Source organism: Rhodococcus quanlei (assembly GCF_055231015.1).
On record NZ_JBUYWD010000010.1, the window covers coordinates 301,680 to 316,858 of the forward strand.

Below are 15,179 nucleotides of genomic sequence, written 5' to 3' on the forward strand. Positions count from 1 at the left end.
GCGACATTCGTCGGGGTGGGGATCAGATCAGGGGGTTCGCTCCGTTGAGGAAGATCCAGACGCAGATACCGACAGCGATACCCAGCAGGAGCACCACGAACGAGCCCACGAATGGACGTGTCGCCCACCCTCGACGGCCGTCGAGGGAAATGCGACCCGGACCGGTCAGGATGATGACGCCGGCGCACACACCGAGCAACGTCTCGTACTCGGTACCGGTCGGAGCGAAGTACTCGATCCCGGGCTCCGAGATCTGGCGGAACGCCCACGCGTTGATCATCACGGCGAGAACCGATGCCGCAGCGAACGGCGTCAGGAGTCCGAGAATCAGCAGTGCGCCGCCGGCGACCTCACCGATGGCGCCCAGCACTGCGAGCGGCTGCGCGTAGTCGAACCCTGCTTCTGTCAGGACGTTCTCGAAGCCGTCGAGCCCGGGGCCGTTCCACAACCCGAAGAGCTTCTGCAGTCCGTGGGCCAGCATTGTCACACCGACGATCAGGCGCAGGCACAACAGACCCAGATCCAAGGTTCCGCGCCTCGCCTTGGTGTCGGGCTCACTTCCCGGTTCCACGCCGTGTCGGTCGTCGTCGCGCGCATGTTTCCCAACGGGAGCGGCGGCTACGGGCGCGCCCGTGACCTGCTGCTGCGCCGTGGGTGTCGCCATCACCTCGGTGGGATGGTCCGGCACATCGGCCCGACCGGGAACATACTGTTCCGATTGCTCGGACGTGGAGAATGGTGTCGAGATGTGCTCCGTTGGCAGACCTGCGGCGCCGGAGTCGAGTTCGTCGTCGGTGCGCGGCAACCCATCCGATTCGGACGACTTGCTGGGATCTTTCGGCATGTCGGTCACAGGGCTCAGCGTAGGACGAAATCGACACCGAGGCCGGTAAATGGAACCGGCGTGGCGGCGAGCCCGGAACCTTCCGTAACGTCTGACCCATGACTGTGGGTGGGTGGCGCCGGAAGACGCCCGGCAGAACCGTAGCGAGCCTGGCGATATTCGTCGTCACCATGGCATTGGCGAGCGGATGTGCCCGCTTCGACGAATCCGCGTCGTCCCCGTTCAGCCCGGAGCCTTCCATTGCCCCTGTCGACGTGCGGCCCGAGAGCGAGGCTCCCGAGTCGACGCCGCGCGAGGCCCCCAGCGGACCGCTCGGCCCCTGCGAGGATCCCGATCCGGCGGTCATCGCGACCTGCCTCGATGTGACCGGTGGGTTGGTGACGCTGCCCGGCGGCAACGCAGCATTGGTCGCGGAGCGCCGTACCGGCCGCATCCTCGAGGTCGCAGAGGGAGTCGAGCCCCGAGAGATCGCGCGCGTGGAGGTCGACGGAAGTTCCGACGGCGGGTTGCTGGACATCGCACTGTCACCGACATTCGTGGAAGACCGCCTGATCTACGCCTACATCACGACCGCCACCGACAACCGGGTCGTCCGGATCGCCCCCGGGGACACCGCCAAGGTGATCCTCAGCGGTATTCCGCGCGCCCAGAGCGGCAATCGCGGATCACTAGAATTCGCCAGCCCCACCGACCTGATGGTGCTCACGAGCGATGCCGGTAATCCCGCAGCGGCGGCAGACCCGACTTCACTGGCGGGCAAACTCCTGAAGGTCACCGCCCTCTCCCCCGCACCGGAGGGGGCCCAGCCGATGCCGGAGGTCGTACTCTCCGGCATCGGCACGGCTGGGGGAGTATGCGTCGACCCCGGTGTCGCCACCTGGGTGACCGACCGGACCGCTCTCGAGGATCGTCTCCAACGAGTGGGAGTCGATGGTTCGGTGACCTCGCCGGTGTGGACGTGGCCAGAACATCCCGGTGTCGGCGGCTGCGTCGCAGCACAGAACGTCGTCGCAGTGTCGTTGAGCGACGGACAGGCGATGGCCGCACTCGCCGCCGACCCGAACGGTGCCGTCACCGCCGAGCCGTCCGTCGTCGCGAAAGACCGATACGGACGGTTGAACGGCGCCGCACTGGGCACGGACGGTCTGATCTGGGTGGGCACCGTCAACAAGGACGGGGTCGGCCAACCCGGACCCAACGACGACCGCGTGGTGAAGATGCCGCTGCCCACCGGCGGTGGCGGATTCGACTAACTCCGCGAAGTGGCCCGGGACGGCAGTGCAGTCGCTGTCGGCGGGAGAATCAGAATTGTGGCCGCACCGGCCGCTACCAAGATCGATGCGGACGCGTTGGTCATCTCCCCCGCCGCCACGGCCACCCCCGTCACCGCGACGATGATCGGAAGAGCGGTCGTGGAATACAGTGCGACTCGTAGCTGCTCCGAAGTGGTGAACGAGCGGCCGTTCGCCGATCGTTCGATGCGCGAGGCCACGAACACGGGGACCCCGCGAACAACGACAAGAAGCACGAAGAACGCCAGGAGAGCCCCGGGCGCATCCGCTACCGCGCCCACGTCGATAGTCATCCCCGACGTGACGAAGAAGATCGGGATGAGGAAACCGTAGGCCAGGCCATCGAGCTTCGACTCGAGAATCTCGTCGCCGTCCGGTATCAGCCGCCGCAGAATGAACCCCGCTGCGAAAGCGCCCAGGATCACGTCGAGGTCGAACACGACCGCCAGCGCAATGAGCCCGACGAGCAGCAGCATCGTCAGTCGCACCGGGGTCTGCGCAGTCGTCTCGGAGGTGCGCCGTACGAAGCGGTGGAACCGGGATCCTTCGCGCACGAATCGTCGCGGTAGCCATGCCACGAGCACCGCCACCACGGCGAACACGGCGAGGACGACGAGCGAGGCTGCGGCGCCACGGGCGCCGAGCAGGATCGCCATCGCGATGATCGGGAGCAGTTCGCCCGTCGCACCGTGATTGAGAATCGTCCGGCCGATCCGGGTGTTCAGCAGGCCGCGGTCGGTCAGGATCGGTAACAGTGTGCCCAGAGACGTCGACGTGAGGGCGATGGCCACCGCGATACCTGCGTGCACCACATCCAACGCGGCAAGTGCTCCCACCGTGGCCAGCGCCAGCGCGAAACACACCAGCCAGGTGATCAGAGCCCGCCGACCACCGTTACCGGTCAGTTCCTTGACCTCGATCTCGTAACCCGCGAGCAAGAACAGCAAGCCCAGACCCAGTTCCCGCAGCAGCCCGATCTCGCTGTCCACCGACGCGAGGTCGAACACGTAGGGGCCGATGAGCACACCGGCAACCAGCAGTAGCACGACCTCCGGAACGAGTCGGCGCGGGACCGCAGCGGCGATCACCGGCCCGAGCACCGCCGCCACGCTGATCCAGAACAAGGAGGTGGCGACGGCAGCGTCCATGCGCCTCTACGTTAGTGCGGCACCATCAGCTGCACGCGGCAATCACAAGTTCCTTCACTCGTGCCGGATCGGCCTGGCCACGGGTGGCCTTCATGACGTCCCCGACGATCTTTCCGGCCGCCGCGACCTTTCCACCGCGAATCTTGTCGGCAATGTCCGGGTTGGCGGCCAGTGCTTCGTCGACCGCCGCCTGCAGTTTCGTGTCGTCACGCTCGACCACGAGCGACCGCGCCTCGACGATCTGCCCGGGCTCGCCCTCACCGTCCAGTACGTGGTCGACGACCTGGCGCGCGATCTTGTTGTTCAGCTTTCCGGTGTCGACGAGTTCGACGACCTCGGCGACCTGAGCGGGGGTGATGGGGAGTTCCGACAGTTCCACACCGCGCGTGTTCGCCTGCTGCGACAGGTACGACACCCACCACGAGCGGGCGGCCTCCGGCGATGCACCCGCATCGGCCGTGGCGATCACCAGATCGAGAGCACCCGCGTTGACGAGGTCACGCATCACCTCGTCCGACACACCCCAATCCGCCTGAATGCGGGCGCGGCGTACCCACGGCAGTTCCGGAAGGGTGCCGCGCAGCCGCTCGACCAATTCCTCGCTCGGCGCGACGGGCTCGAGGTCGGGTTCCGGGAAGTACCGGTAATCCTCGGCCGACTCCTTCGGCCGGCCTGCGGATGTGGTTCCGTCGCCTTCCTGGAAGTGCCGCGTCTCCAGCGTCACCTCGCCACCCGACTTCAGCACTGCCGCCTGACGACGCATCTCGTAGCGGACGGCCACCTCGACGCTCTTGAGCGAGTTGACGTTCTTGGTCTCCGTGCGGGTACCGAACTCCTCTGTGCCGATCGGCTTCAGCGATACGTTGGCGTCACAGCGAAGCGACCCCTGATCCATCCGGACATCGGAGACCTCGAGGGCCTTCAACAGATCACGCAAGGCTGCGACGTAGGCGCGGGCCACCTCCGGGGCGCGTTCACCGGCGCCCTCGATCGGCTTGGTGACGATCTCGACCAGCGGCACGCCGGCGCGGTTGTAATCGAGCAACGAGTGACTGGCACCGTGGATGCGCCCGGTGGCGCCGCCGATGTGCAGCGACTTCCCGGTGTCCTCCTCCATATGGGCGCGTTCGATCTCGACGCGGAAGGTGCTTCCGTCGTCGAGGACCACATCGAGGTACCCGTCGTGAACGATCGGTTCGTCGTACTGACTGATCTGGTAGTTCTTCGGCTGGTCGGGGTAGAAGTAGTTCTTCCGCGCGAAGCGCCCCCACGGTGTCACCGAACAGTTCAGCGCCAACCCGATGCGGATCGCCGACTCCACCGCGGACTCGTTCACCACGGGCAACGATCCCGGCATACCGAGACACACGGGGCACACCTGGGTGTTGGGCTCGGCACCGAACTCTGTCGGGCATGGGCAGAACATCTTGGTGTTCGTGCCCAACTCGACGTGCACCTCCATACCGAGTACCGGCTCGTAGGTGGCGAGCACGTCGTCGTAGTCGAGGATGTCCGGCGCGTCGAGAGCAGTCATGCTCACGAGTTTATGCGGTGACGGCGCCGCCCCGGGAGCCGGTGCACCGGGAGCCGGTGCACCGGGAGCCGGTCAGCCGAAGAACGCGGCGACTTCGTCGTATCGCCATCGGGGCACGGTCTTGAGTGCTCGTGTGGCAGCCGCGAGCTCGACGAGTTCGATCCGGGTGCCGTGCAACGCAACCATTCGACCGAAATCACCACGATGCGCGGCGTCGGTGGCGTACACGCCGAAACGCGTGGCGAGCACCCGGTCGTGCGCTGTCGGGGTACCACCACGCTGAACGTGCCCGAGCACGGTGGTGCGCACTTCCTTCCCGATACGGCGTTCGATTTCGTCCCCGAGTTGCTGGGCGACGCCGGTGAACCGCTTGTGCCCGAACTCGTCGATACCACCCTCGCGCAAACTCATCGACTCCGGTGTGGGCGCTGCACCCTCGGCGACGACACAGATGAAGTGGCTGTCTCCGCGTTGAAATCGCTTCTTCACCATGGCGCATACCTGCGCGACATCGAACGGAACCTCGGGCACCAACGTCAGATGCGCCCCGGCCGCGAGCCCCGCATGCAATGCGATCCACCCGGCATGCCTGCCCATCACCTCCACGAGCATCACACGCTGATGCGATTCCGCTGTGGTGTGCAGGCGGTCGATCGCCTCGGTCGCAACGCTCAGCGCGGTGTCGAAGCCGAAGGTGACGTCGGTGCAATCGATGTCGTTGTCGATGGTCTTGGGAACACCGATGACGGGCACACCACTGTCGGAGAGCCAACTCGCCGCCGTCAGGGTCCCCTCCCCGCCGATCGGAACGAGCACGTCGATCCCGTTGTCGTCCAGAGTCTGCTTCACCTGATCCAGACCAGCACGCAACTTGTCCGGATTGACCCGGGCGGTGCCCAGAATCGTGCCACCCCGAGTGAGAATCCGATCGATCCCGTCGTCGTTCGCCAGTTTGACCTTGCGATCTTCGAGCAGTCCCCGCCAGCCGTCCTGGAATCCCACCACTGTGCTGCCGTATCGCGCATCGGCGGTCCGCACAACAGCTCTGATCACCGCGTTCAGGCCCGGACAGTCACCGCCACCAGTCAGAATTCCGATACGCATGGTTCCATCTTGCCGCCCAGAGTATCGCGTTGACACCCCTCCATCAGCTCGGCGTGACGAGTCCGCTTTCGTATGCGAGGACGACCGCCTGAGCACGGTCGCGCAGATTCAGCTTCGCCAGCACCTTGCCGACGTGAGTCTTCACCGTCTGCTCGGCGACGAACAAGCACTCTGCAATCTCGGTGTTCGACAATCCTGTAGCGATCAGCTCGAGAACCTCGCGCTCACGCGGAGTGAGGGAACCGAGCACGGCCGGTTCGCGTCTATTGCTTGCGCGGCGGCTCGTCACGTCCGCGATGAGCCTGCGCGTGACCGTCGGGGCGAGCAGCGCTTCTCCGTCTGCGACGACGCGGACGGCCCGCACAAGTTCTTCGGCCGGCGCATCTTTGAGCATGAAGCCACTGGCACCGAGACTCAGCGCCTCGTAGACGTAGTCGTCGATGTCGAACGTGGTGAGCATCAGCACCCGTACCGGCGGGTCGAAGCGGGCGGTGAGGATCTTGCGTGCTGCGTCGAGACCGTTCATTTCGGGCATTCGTACATCCATCAGCACCACATCGGGACGCAGCCGCTCCACCTCGGCGACCGCGATCCGCCCGTCCGCGGCATCGCCGATCACGCTGATGTCCTGCTGCGCTCCGAGTAGTGCACCGAAACCCTGACGGACCATCGCCTGATCGTCGGCTATGAATACGGTGATTGCCACCCGCACAGCCTAGGCGGAGCCCGACGGAATCTGTGCGCGGACTTCGAAACCGCCGTCCGCACGCGAACCGGTAGTCACCGATCCCCCGACTGCACGAGCGCGCTCACGCATTCCGATCAGCCCGTTGCCACCGCCCGACTCCGGCTTGACCAGGCCGTGCCCGGCCCCGGCCGATCCCGGACCGTTCTCGACGCGCAGGACCGTGTCGTGATCACTGCACTCGATCTGCACCGCAACAGCAGCACCCGGCGCGTGCCGCGCCGCGTTCGCCAGCGATTCCTGGAGGATCCGGTACACCACGAGACCCGACGCGGACGACAGAGTTCCGAGATCACCGTCGACGTTCCACGACACCGCGATTCCAGCGCGGCGACTCCCTTCCAGTAGGGACTCGACCTGCGAAGCATCGGGCTGCGGCGCTTGTTCCGCCGACTGTTCGTCGCTGCGTAGGACGCTCAGCAGTCCTCGTGTTTCGTTCAGCGCGGACCTCGCCGTGACCCCGATCGAATCGAATTCTGCTCTCGCCTCCGGTGATACGTCACTGAGTCGGTACGGTGCGGTCTGGGCCTGAACCACCACCATCGACATGTGGTGGGCCACGATGTCGTGCAGATCGCGTGCGATTCGCGCCTTCTCTTCGAGAATGGTTCGGCGAGTACGTTCGAGTTCGCTGAGTTCCTCTTGCTTGGCCAGCTGTCGGCGCGAGAGAACCAACCACCGCACGAGCAGTCCGAAGGCGACGATCGCGGTCAATCCGACCGCCCACCCACGCCCGTTGGTCCCCGGCGTATCCGCGAAGAACAACAGGACAGTCGACACCCACGCGACACCGACGATCGGAAGCGCCGCCCGCATGCTCACGGCGGTGAGCAGCACCAGGATCACCATGATGTGAACAACCTGCCAGGGGTACTCGTACCCCTCCTGAAGATCGAACACCCGTGGGATCACCAGTGCCGACACCGCCGACACCGCCCAACCCATCGCCGGGTTCAACCGAATCAGGACGAACGGAAATGCCGCCAGGGCCGCCACGATCGGTTGAATCGGCGGCGCCACCTGATGGGTCAGATGCAACGTCGGCCACGCGACCGCGTACAGGATCGCCGTCGTCAGGAGAATCAGGACGTTCGCCCATTGACCTGCCGGCACAGTTCGACTCACCCATCGCACACTCTTACGTGCATTCGTCTTCACACCTCGACAGTACGAAGACCTACCTCCCGAGTCCTCACCCCCGGGGTTGATGTTCACCCCATACCTGAGTATCAGAGGCCCGAAAACACCACCGCGGAGAACGAGATCGTTACCGCTCTTCGGGGTGATGTGCCTGTGTGCACCGCGTTCATAGCGTCGGTGCCATGCGAATCACGGGGAGACGAACAGCGACTCTGGCGGTGGCGGTGGCAGCGACCGCCACCGTCGCCACCACCGGAATGGCGGGTGCGGACACGCCGGTACGCGAGAACGCTGCCGCCGCCCACGCGGTGCAGGTACTGAGTGCCACAGTCACCGAGAGGAATGCCCTTCCGAACGATTTCGCAGCGGTGATGGGTTACCAGCCTGCGCGGGTCGACGGCCGGCTCGTCAACCCGGGCGGCAGCTGCTCGTCGCCGGTGCCGCTGCCAGCGGAGTTCGACAACGCGTGCAAGGCGCACGATCTCGGCTACGACGTGCTGCGGTACGCCACCGCCAACAACCAGGAACTGGGACCGTGGGCACGAAAGGACCTCGATGCTCGTCTCGAAGTCGACATGCACAACGCATGCGACTCACGAACGGGCGAAATGAACCGGGCAAGTTGCTACGTCATGGCGGACGTCGCCGCTGCAGCGGTCACCGGCAATTCGTGGCGGCAGGGATTCGTCACTCCCACCAAGGAATCGTTCCTGCCGTACCTCCTGTGCGGGCTGGGCATCGTGCTGACCACCGCAACCGCCGTGTTCGTACGACGCGAGAACGGAGCGATGTCGTGAGGTACGCTCCGCCGCCCCTGCGAACACTGATCGTCACGGTCGCGATTCTGGTCTCCTTGGCACCGTCGCTGCTTCCCCGGCCACCGATCATGCAGGGGATCGTGACGGGGTTGCTGGCCGCGCTCGCGTACGCGCTCGCCGTGCTCGTCGGTCGAGTGATCACAGCGGTCCGAAACATCCCGGAACGCCGGCCCCGAGAATCCGCGCAGGTACTGGCACTGCTGTTCTCGGCGGTCGTCGTGAGTTGGGCCGTGATCGCCGCCGACCAATGGCAGGACGGATTGCGTCAGGCGATGGGTATGCCGACGATCGGGCCCGCGCACTGGGCGCACACGACCGTGTGCGGGGCTCTCACGTTCCTCGTGTTGTTCGGCGCCGGTACCGGACTGGGGCGCCTCGCACGCCGAGTCGGACGGCTCGGGACCGTAACCGCAATCGTCATTGCCGTAGTAGGTGCGCAGGTAATCGGACCCGCAGCCGCGAAGATGCTCTCGCAGTCCTACAGCGAGTCGAACTCGGTGATCGAGGCCTCGGTCGATCGCCCACTCGCCGCCGAAGGCGACAGCGGTTCGGCCGTGCGCTGGGAAACCCTGGGCCGGGAGGGACGGCGGTTCGTCGCCGCAGGCGCGGACTCGACCGGCGTACGCACCTACATCGGCCTGAACTCCGCGGACGACACGAATACCCGTGCTGCACTCGCCGTTTCCGAACTCGACCAAGCGGGCGGCTTCGACAAGTCTGCCGTGGTCGTCGCGGTGCCCACGGGATCCGGGTGGATCGATGCGAATGCGGCGCACGGGATCGAACAGCGTTTTGCCGGCGACGTCGCGATCGTCGGCCTGCAGTACTCGTTCGCGCCCAGTTGGGTGACATTCCTGTTCGCACGCGACGCCGCCGACGAGAGTGCCGGTGCCCTGCTGTCCGCAGTCACCGAACACGTGGCCGATATGCCCACCGATCAGCGGCCCGACATCTACCTCTACGGGCAGAGTCTGGGTTCGGTCGGCGGAAGCGCAGCCCTGACCGACGCCGATGCACGCACATCGGTGTGCGGCACACTGTGGGCCGGACCACCCGCGGGATCTGTGAACACGGACGGCGCAACGGTTCTCGCCAACACTTCGGACCCAGTGGTGTGGTGGTCGCCGACGCTGATCACCACACCACCCGACCTCGAATCAGCCACCCGAGATGCGCCGATCCCCACGTGGTTACCGGGTATCAGCTTCGTTCAGACGAGCGTCGACCTGCTCACCGCATTGAGCGTGCCGCCCGGACACGGCCACCGATACGGGACCGAGCAGGGCACGGCATTACCCGAGTGCGACACTCAGGAAGGCGACCCCACCGGACCGCGAGCAGCCTCGTACGCTGCACCAACTCGGTAAAGGCGCTCGTCGGCGAGTGCGGGCGCCATGATCTGCAAACCGACAGGAAGTCCGTCGTCCTCCGAGAGCCCGGACGGAACCGACATCGCGCAATGCCCCGCCAGGTTGGTGGGCAGGGTGCACAGATCCGACAAGTACATCGCCAACGGATCGTCGACCTTCTCCCCCAGCTTCCACGGGGTGAAGGGGCTGGTGGGCGACACCAGAACGTCGACCTCCTCGTACGCCTTGTCGAAGTCACGCGAGATCAGGGTGCGAACCTTGAGCGCCTGACCGTAGTAGGCGTCGTAGTACCCCGAGGACAACGCATAAGTGCCGATCATGATGCGGCGCTTGACCTCCGGGCCGAATCCGGCAGCACGCGTCGCGGCCATCACCTGGTCCGCGCTCATGTTGCCGTCGTCGACCCGCATGCCGTAACGCATGGCGTCGAATCGGGCGAGGTTCGAGGACACCTCACTGGGCAGGATCAGGTAGTAGGCCGCGAGGGCGTACTCGAAGTTGGGGCACGAGACCTCGACAACCTCCGCACCCAGTTCGGTGAGCTGTGCGACGGCCGCGTCGAACGAGGAGAGCACTCCGGGCTGGTAGCTGTCGGAGTGAAGTTCCTTCACGACACCGACCTTGACGCCGTTGAGGTTACCCTTGGCGCCCTCGCGGGCCGCGGCAACGACCGGACGAACCGGTGCGTCGATGGATGTGGAGTCACGCGGATCGTGACCGGCGACGACCTCGTGCAGCAGCGCGGTGTCGAGGACGGTACGTCCACAAGGGCCACCCTGGTCGAGGGAGGACGCGCAGGCCACCAGACCGAAGCGCGACACCGTGCCGTAGGTGGGCTTGGTTCCGACCGTCGCAGTGACCGCTGCCGGCTGACGAATCGAACCGCCGGTATCGGTACCGATCGCGAGCGGCGCCTGGCGCGATGCCAACGCCGCAGCACTGCCGCCGCCCGAACCGCCCGGAATCCGTTCCTTGTCCCACGGGTTACGTGTCGGCCCGTACGCGGAGTTCTCCGTGGAGGAGCCCATCGCGAACTCGTCCATGTTGGTCTTGCCCAGGATGGGAATACCTGCGTCGCGGAGCTTCGTGGTCAGCGTGGCGTCGTACGGCGCCACCCAACCTTCGAGAATCTTCGACGCGCACGTCGTCGGCATGTCGGTGGTGGCGAAGATGTCCTTCAGCGCGAGCGGGACACCGGCGAGCGGTGAAGCCGGTGCCTGCCCGGCAGTGATCGCCTCGTCCACGGCTTTGGCCGACACCAGGGCCTGCTCCCCCGCGACGTGCAGGAACGCGTTCAGCTCACCGTCCGCAGCCTCGATCCGATCGAGGTGTGCCTGCGTCACCTCGACGGACGACACCTCACGGGAATGGATCTTCTCCGCCAGTACGGAAGCATCGAGACCGGTCAGATCAGCGCTCATTCGCCCTCTCCAAGAATCTGCGGAACCGCGAAGCGATCCTGTTCGACAGCGGGTGCACCGGAAAGCGCCTGGTCGGGCGTCAGTCCGGGCGCAATGACGTCCGGGCGCGTCACATTGGTGACGTCGTTGGGGTTGGACATCGGCGGCACGTCATCGGCACCGACCTCGGTGACCACTTTGACATGGTTGAGAATCGAATCCAGTTGACCCGAGAATTCGTCGAGCTCGGATTCCGACAACGCAAGTCTGGACAACCGCGCGAGGTGCGCGACCTCGTCACGAGAGATGGCAGGCACCGCAGTACCCCTTTCAGGTCGGGCATTTCGGATCAGGCAACGCCGAGGCATTCCGTCCCAGCCTAGAGCGTGGCGTGCTTGGCCGTGCAGGCTGGGCCACAGCCATCCACGACGGAGAAAGTGCAAGGATGGTCGACGTCGCCGTCAAGCGTTACAGGCCATGCGAAAGGGATGCACGTGTCATACCTACTCCGCGTCCGGCTTCCCGACCGGCCCGGCAGTCTCGGTGCCCTCGCCGTAGCCCTCGGCTCGGTCGGTGCCGACATCCTCTCCCTCGATGTCGTCGAGAGAGAAGCCGGATTCGCCATCGACGACCTCGTGGTGGATGTCGAACCCGGCGCACTTCCCGACACCCTCATCACCGCGGCGGAGGCCCTCGTCGACGTGGGCGTCGACTCGATCCGCCCGTATACGGGCTTGCTCGACACTCACCGCGAACTCGAGCTCATCGACCACGTCGCGACTGCGTCCGATGATCGCATGCAGGTCCTGGTCGACGGAGCGCCGCGAGTCCTGCGGGTCGGCTGGGCGACCGTGATCGAACAGAGATCGCACGGCGTACACCGGCTCGTCGGCAGTTCGGGAGCCCCGGAAACACACGCCACCGAACTCCCCTGGCTTCCCCTTCGCGCTGCGACCGCACTCGACGGGCAGGCATCCTGGGTACCGCAGGTATGGCGCGACATGGACACCGCGTTGGCCGCCGCCCCATTGGGAGACTCCGACCGAGTACTCATGCTCGGGCGACCAGGTGGCCCCGAGTTCCGACCTTCCGAGGTAGCTCGCCTCGGCTACCTTGCCGGCATCATCGCAACGGTTCTCGGATAGCTGCGTCAGGCGATCTCGCGAACCAGCACGGTCAGTTCGGTTCCCGGCACCGGCTCCCAGTTCCGCCCAGGGGCAGGGACGAAGCCGTTGCGGTCGTATACGCGACGCGCATCTTCCATGTCGGGATGCGTCGACATCACCACCGCCTGATCACCACGTTCGTAGGCCACGTCGTACACGTGCCGAACCAGCGCAGACCCCACCCCCTGCCTGCGCGTATCCGTCGACACGGCAAGCATTCGGAATTCCAGTTCACCCGGCTCCGCGACATCTGCGTAACGCGAACCCGGCTCCGCGATGGTCACCGATCCAACGACAGCGCCATCCTGCACGGCAACGACGACCCGCGCATCGTCGGCGCGAGCGGACGTGTCCTTGAGCACCTCGGTGTACGGGTCGTCGGTGTCTACGAATCCGCCACCTACATAGGCGATCAGCGTCAGGTCTGCCACGGCCTCGTGCTCGTCGGCCGTCGCATCACGAATCTCGATCATGCAGGAATGATGACAGCTGAACTCACACCAGCCAAAACGTGACGTGAGGTAACAATCACACCGTTGCGGCGGCAGCCTCGGGCCCCTGCGCCAGCAGAATGCGGAATCCCTCTTCGTTCAGTACGGGAACTCCCAGTTCGACCGCTTTGTCGTGTTTCGATCCGGGCGCCTCACCGACCACCACGAAAGCCGTCTTCTTCGACACCGAGCCCGCTGCCTTTCCACCCCGAACGAGAATGGCTTCTTTGGCCTGGTCACGGGAGAAGGTTTCGAGCGAACCCGTCACCACGATCGACAAGCCTTCGAGGTTCCGCGGAATCGATTCGTCGCGCTCGTCTTCCATCCGAACCCCGGCGGCAGCCCATTTGTCCACGATCGCCCGGTGCCAGTCGATCGAGAACCACTCGACAACTGCGGTGGCGATCGTCGCACCGACTCCGTCGACTTCTGCCAATTCCTTGAGTGACGCCGACCGAATGCGTTCCAGGGAGCCGAATTCACTCGCCAGCGCGCGCGCCGCCGTGGGACCGACGTGCCGAATGGACAGTGCCACGAGGACTCGCCACAGCGGCTTGTCCTTCGCCGAGTCCAGGTTGTCGAGCAGTCGACGTCCGTTGGCGGACAGATTGCCTGCCTTGGTCCGGAAAATCGATGTCTCGAGAAGCGATTCCTCCGTGAGGGAGAACAGATCCCCTTCGTCTTCGATCACGTGCGACCCCAGAAGTGCTGTCGCGGCTTCGTATCCCAGGACCTCGATGTCGAAGGCCCCTCTTCCGGCCACATGGAACACCCGCTCACGCAATTGCGCGGGGCAATGCTGCTGGTTGGGGCACCGGATGTCGGCGTCGCCCTCCTTGGCAGGCGCGAGGAGCGTGCCGCATTCGGGGCAATGGCTCGGCATCTCGAAGGATCGCTCGTCGCCCGTGCGCACATCGACCACCGGGCCGAGGACCTCCGGAATCACGTCGCCCGCCTTGCGGAGCACCACGGTGTCCCCGATCAGTACGCCCTTGCGCTGCACTTCTGATCCGTTGTGCAGCGTCGCGAGCGAGACGGTGGACCCCGCGACCGTGACAGGTTCCATGTAGGCGAACGGTGTGACGCGGCCGGTCCGGCCGACACTGACCCGGATGTCGAGAAGCTTGGTGGTCGCCTCCTCCGGCGGATATTTGAACGCGATCGCCCACCGCGGTGCCCGCGACGTGGAACCCAACCGCCGATGCAACGACATCTCGTCGACCTTCACCACCAGGCCGTCGATTTCGTGTTCCACGTCGTGCCGGTGCTCGCCCCAGTACTGCATCTTCTCGACAACCGCATCCGCGCCCACCACCCGCGAGGTGTGCGACGACACGGGCAGACCCCATGCCGCCAGTGCCGTGTAGGCGTCGTACTGCGACTTCGGCTCGAATCCTTCGATCCGGCCCAAGCCGTGACAGATCATGCCCAGCCGCCGGCGCGCCGTGACCGCCGGATTCTTCTGACGGAGCGAACCCGCCGCCGAGTTACGCGGATTCGCGAACGGGGCCTTCCCCTCGGCGACGAGCGAGGCATTGAGGTTCGCGAAATCCTCCAACCGGAAGAACACCTCACCGCGCACCTCGAGCAACGCCGGAACCGGGTACTCGTCCGTGCCGGTGAGCTTCTGTGGGATCTCGTCGATCGTGCGGGCATTGAGCGTGACATCTTCGCCGGTTCGACCGTCGCCTCGCGTGGCCCCGCGGACCAGCGTGCCGTTCTCGTAGACGAGATTGAGTGCGACGCCGTCGATCTTCACCTCGCACAGATAGTGAAGATCGGGCCCGGTCTCTTGCTCGACGCGGGAAATCCACGTCCGTAGTTCGCATTCGTCGAAGACGTTGTCGAGGCTGAGCATCCGCTCCAGGTGGTCGACAGAAGTGAACTCCGTCGCGAATCCGCCTCCCACCAGCTGCGTCGGCGAATCGGGTGTGCGCAGGTCTGGGTACTGCTCTTCGAGTGAATCGAGTTCACCCAACAACGTGTCGAATTCGCCGTCGGAGATCACCGGGGCATCGCGCACGTAGTAACGGAACTGGTGCTGACGCACATCCTCGGCCAGCTCGTTCCATCGTTCCCGGACATCATTCGGTGCGGGCGCGGGGGCGTCGGTCGATTCACTCACGG

The 15,179-nt window shown here is 65.4% G+C and carries 14 protein-coding genes; 4 read left to right on the top strand and 10 right to left on the bottom strand.

The window, feature by feature from the left end; all coding sequences use genetic code 11:
- Positions 1-22: 22 nt before the first annotated feature.
- Positions 23-844: a DoxX family protein gene (locus ACZI8Q_RS08860; protein ID WP_463373181.1), complete on the bottom strand. Its 822-nt coding sequence runs from the start codon at positions 842-844 to the stop codon at positions 23-25.
- Between the two features lie 98 nt (positions 845-942).
- Between ACZI8Q_RS08860 and ACZI8Q_RS08865 the strand changes: the two genes are divergently transcribed.
- Entirely contained in the window at positions 943-2,097 is a 1,155-nt protein-coding gene (locus ACZI8Q_RS08865) for a PQQ-dependent sugar dehydrogenase (RefSeq protein WP_463373126.1), read from the top strand.
- Here the strand turns inward: ACZI8Q_RS08865 and ACZI8Q_RS08870 are convergent.
- The 5 genes from ACZI8Q_RS08870 to ACZI8Q_RS08890 all read right to left on the bottom strand — a co-directional run bounded on the left by ACZI8Q_RS08870 (position 2,094) and on the right by ACZI8Q_RS08890 (position 7,825).
- Positions 2,094-3,284 (bottom strand): cation:proton antiporter, encoded by a 1,191-nt coding sequence (locus ACZI8Q_RS08870; RefSeq protein ID WP_463373127.1) that lies wholly within the window; start codon positions 3,282-3,284, stop codon positions 2,094-2,096. The two genes, ACZI8Q_RS08865 and ACZI8Q_RS08870, sit on opposite strands and share 4 nt — an antisense overlap.
- A 25-nt stretch (positions 3,285-3,309) precedes the next feature.
- Entirely contained in the window at positions 3,310-4,818 is a 1,509-nt protein-coding gene (gatB, locus tag ACZI8Q_RS08875) for an Asp-tRNA(Asn)/Glu-tRNA(Gln) amidotransferase subunit GatB (protein ID WP_463373128.1), read from the bottom strand.
- 72 nt (positions 4,819-4,890) lie between these two features.
- Positions 4,891-5,922 (bottom strand): ATP-dependent 6-phosphofructokinase, encoded by a 1,032-nt coding sequence (locus tag ACZI8Q_RS08880; protein ID WP_463373129.1) that lies wholly within the window; start codon positions 5,920-5,922, stop codon positions 4,891-4,893.
- 43 nt (positions 5,923-5,965) lie between these two features.
- Entirely contained in the window at positions 5,966-6,628 is a 663-nt protein-coding gene (locus ACZI8Q_RS08885; RefSeq protein ID WP_463373130.1) for a response regulator, read from the bottom strand.
- Between the two features lie 9 nt (positions 6,629-6,637).
- Positions 6,638-7,825, bottom strand: a complete 1,188-nt coding sequence (locus tag ACZI8Q_RS08890) for a sensor histidine kinase (protein ID WP_463373131.1) — start codon at positions 7,823-7,825, stop codon at positions 6,638-6,640.
- A 164-nt stretch (positions 7,826-7,989) separates the two neighbouring features.
- On the opposite strand from ACZI8Q_RS08890, the gene ACZI8Q_RS08895 reads away from it, so the two are divergent.
- Both ACZI8Q_RS08895 and ACZI8Q_RS08900 read left to right on the top strand, forming a co-directional pair.
- Positions 7,990-8,604, top strand: coding sequence for a phospholipase A2 (locus tag ACZI8Q_RS08895; protein ID WP_463373132.1), 615 nt, complete (start codon positions 7,990-7,992; stop codon positions 8,602-8,604).
- Entirely contained in the window at positions 8,601-9,992 is a 1,392-nt protein-coding gene (locus tag ACZI8Q_RS08900; protein WP_463373133.1) for an alpha/beta-hydrolase family protein, read from the top strand. Before ACZI8Q_RS08895 ends, ACZI8Q_RS08900 begins: the two co-directional genes overlap by 4 nt.
- Here ACZI8Q_RS08900 and gatA read toward each other — a convergent pair.
- Positions 9,935-11,416, bottom strand: coding sequence for an Asp-tRNA(Asn)/Glu-tRNA(Gln) amidotransferase subunit GatA (gatA, locus tag ACZI8Q_RS08905; protein WP_463373134.1), 1,482 nt, complete (start codon positions 11,414-11,416; stop codon positions 9,935-9,937). The two genes, ACZI8Q_RS08900 and gatA, sit on opposite strands and share 58 nt — an antisense overlap.
- Positions 11,413-11,712 (bottom strand): Asp-tRNA(Asn)/Glu-tRNA(Gln) amidotransferase subunit GatC, encoded by a 300-nt coding sequence (gene gatC / locus ACZI8Q_RS08910; protein ID WP_463373135.1) that lies wholly within the window; start codon positions 11,710-11,712, stop codon positions 11,413-11,415. Before gatC ends, gatA begins: the two co-directional genes overlap by 4 nt.
- A gap of 177 nt (positions 11,713-11,889) precedes the next feature.
- On the opposite strand from gatC, the gene ACZI8Q_RS08915 reads away from it, so the two are divergent.
- The gene (locus ACZI8Q_RS08915) at positions 11,890-12,540 is read left to right on the top strand and encodes an ACT domain-containing protein (RefSeq protein ID WP_463373136.1); all 651 of its coding nucleotides are present in this window, start codon (positions 11,890-11,892) and stop codon (positions 12,538-12,540) included.
- Between the two features lie 5 nt (positions 12,541-12,545).
- Here ACZI8Q_RS08915 and ACZI8Q_RS08920 read toward each other — a convergent pair whose 3' ends face one another.
- The gene (locus ACZI8Q_RS08920; protein ID WP_463373137.1) at positions 12,546-13,034 is read right to left on the bottom strand and encodes a GNAT family N-acetyltransferase; all 489 of its coding nucleotides are present in this window, start codon (positions 13,032-13,034) and stop codon (positions 12,546-12,548) included.
- A 55-nt stretch (positions 13,035-13,089) separates the two neighbouring features.
- Positions 13,090-15,177, bottom strand: coding sequence for an NAD-dependent DNA ligase LigA (ligA, locus tag ACZI8Q_RS08925; RefSeq protein ID WP_463373138.1), 2,088 nt, complete (start codon positions 15,175-15,177; stop codon positions 13,090-13,092).
- Positions 15,178-15,179 lie beyond the last annotated feature (2 nt).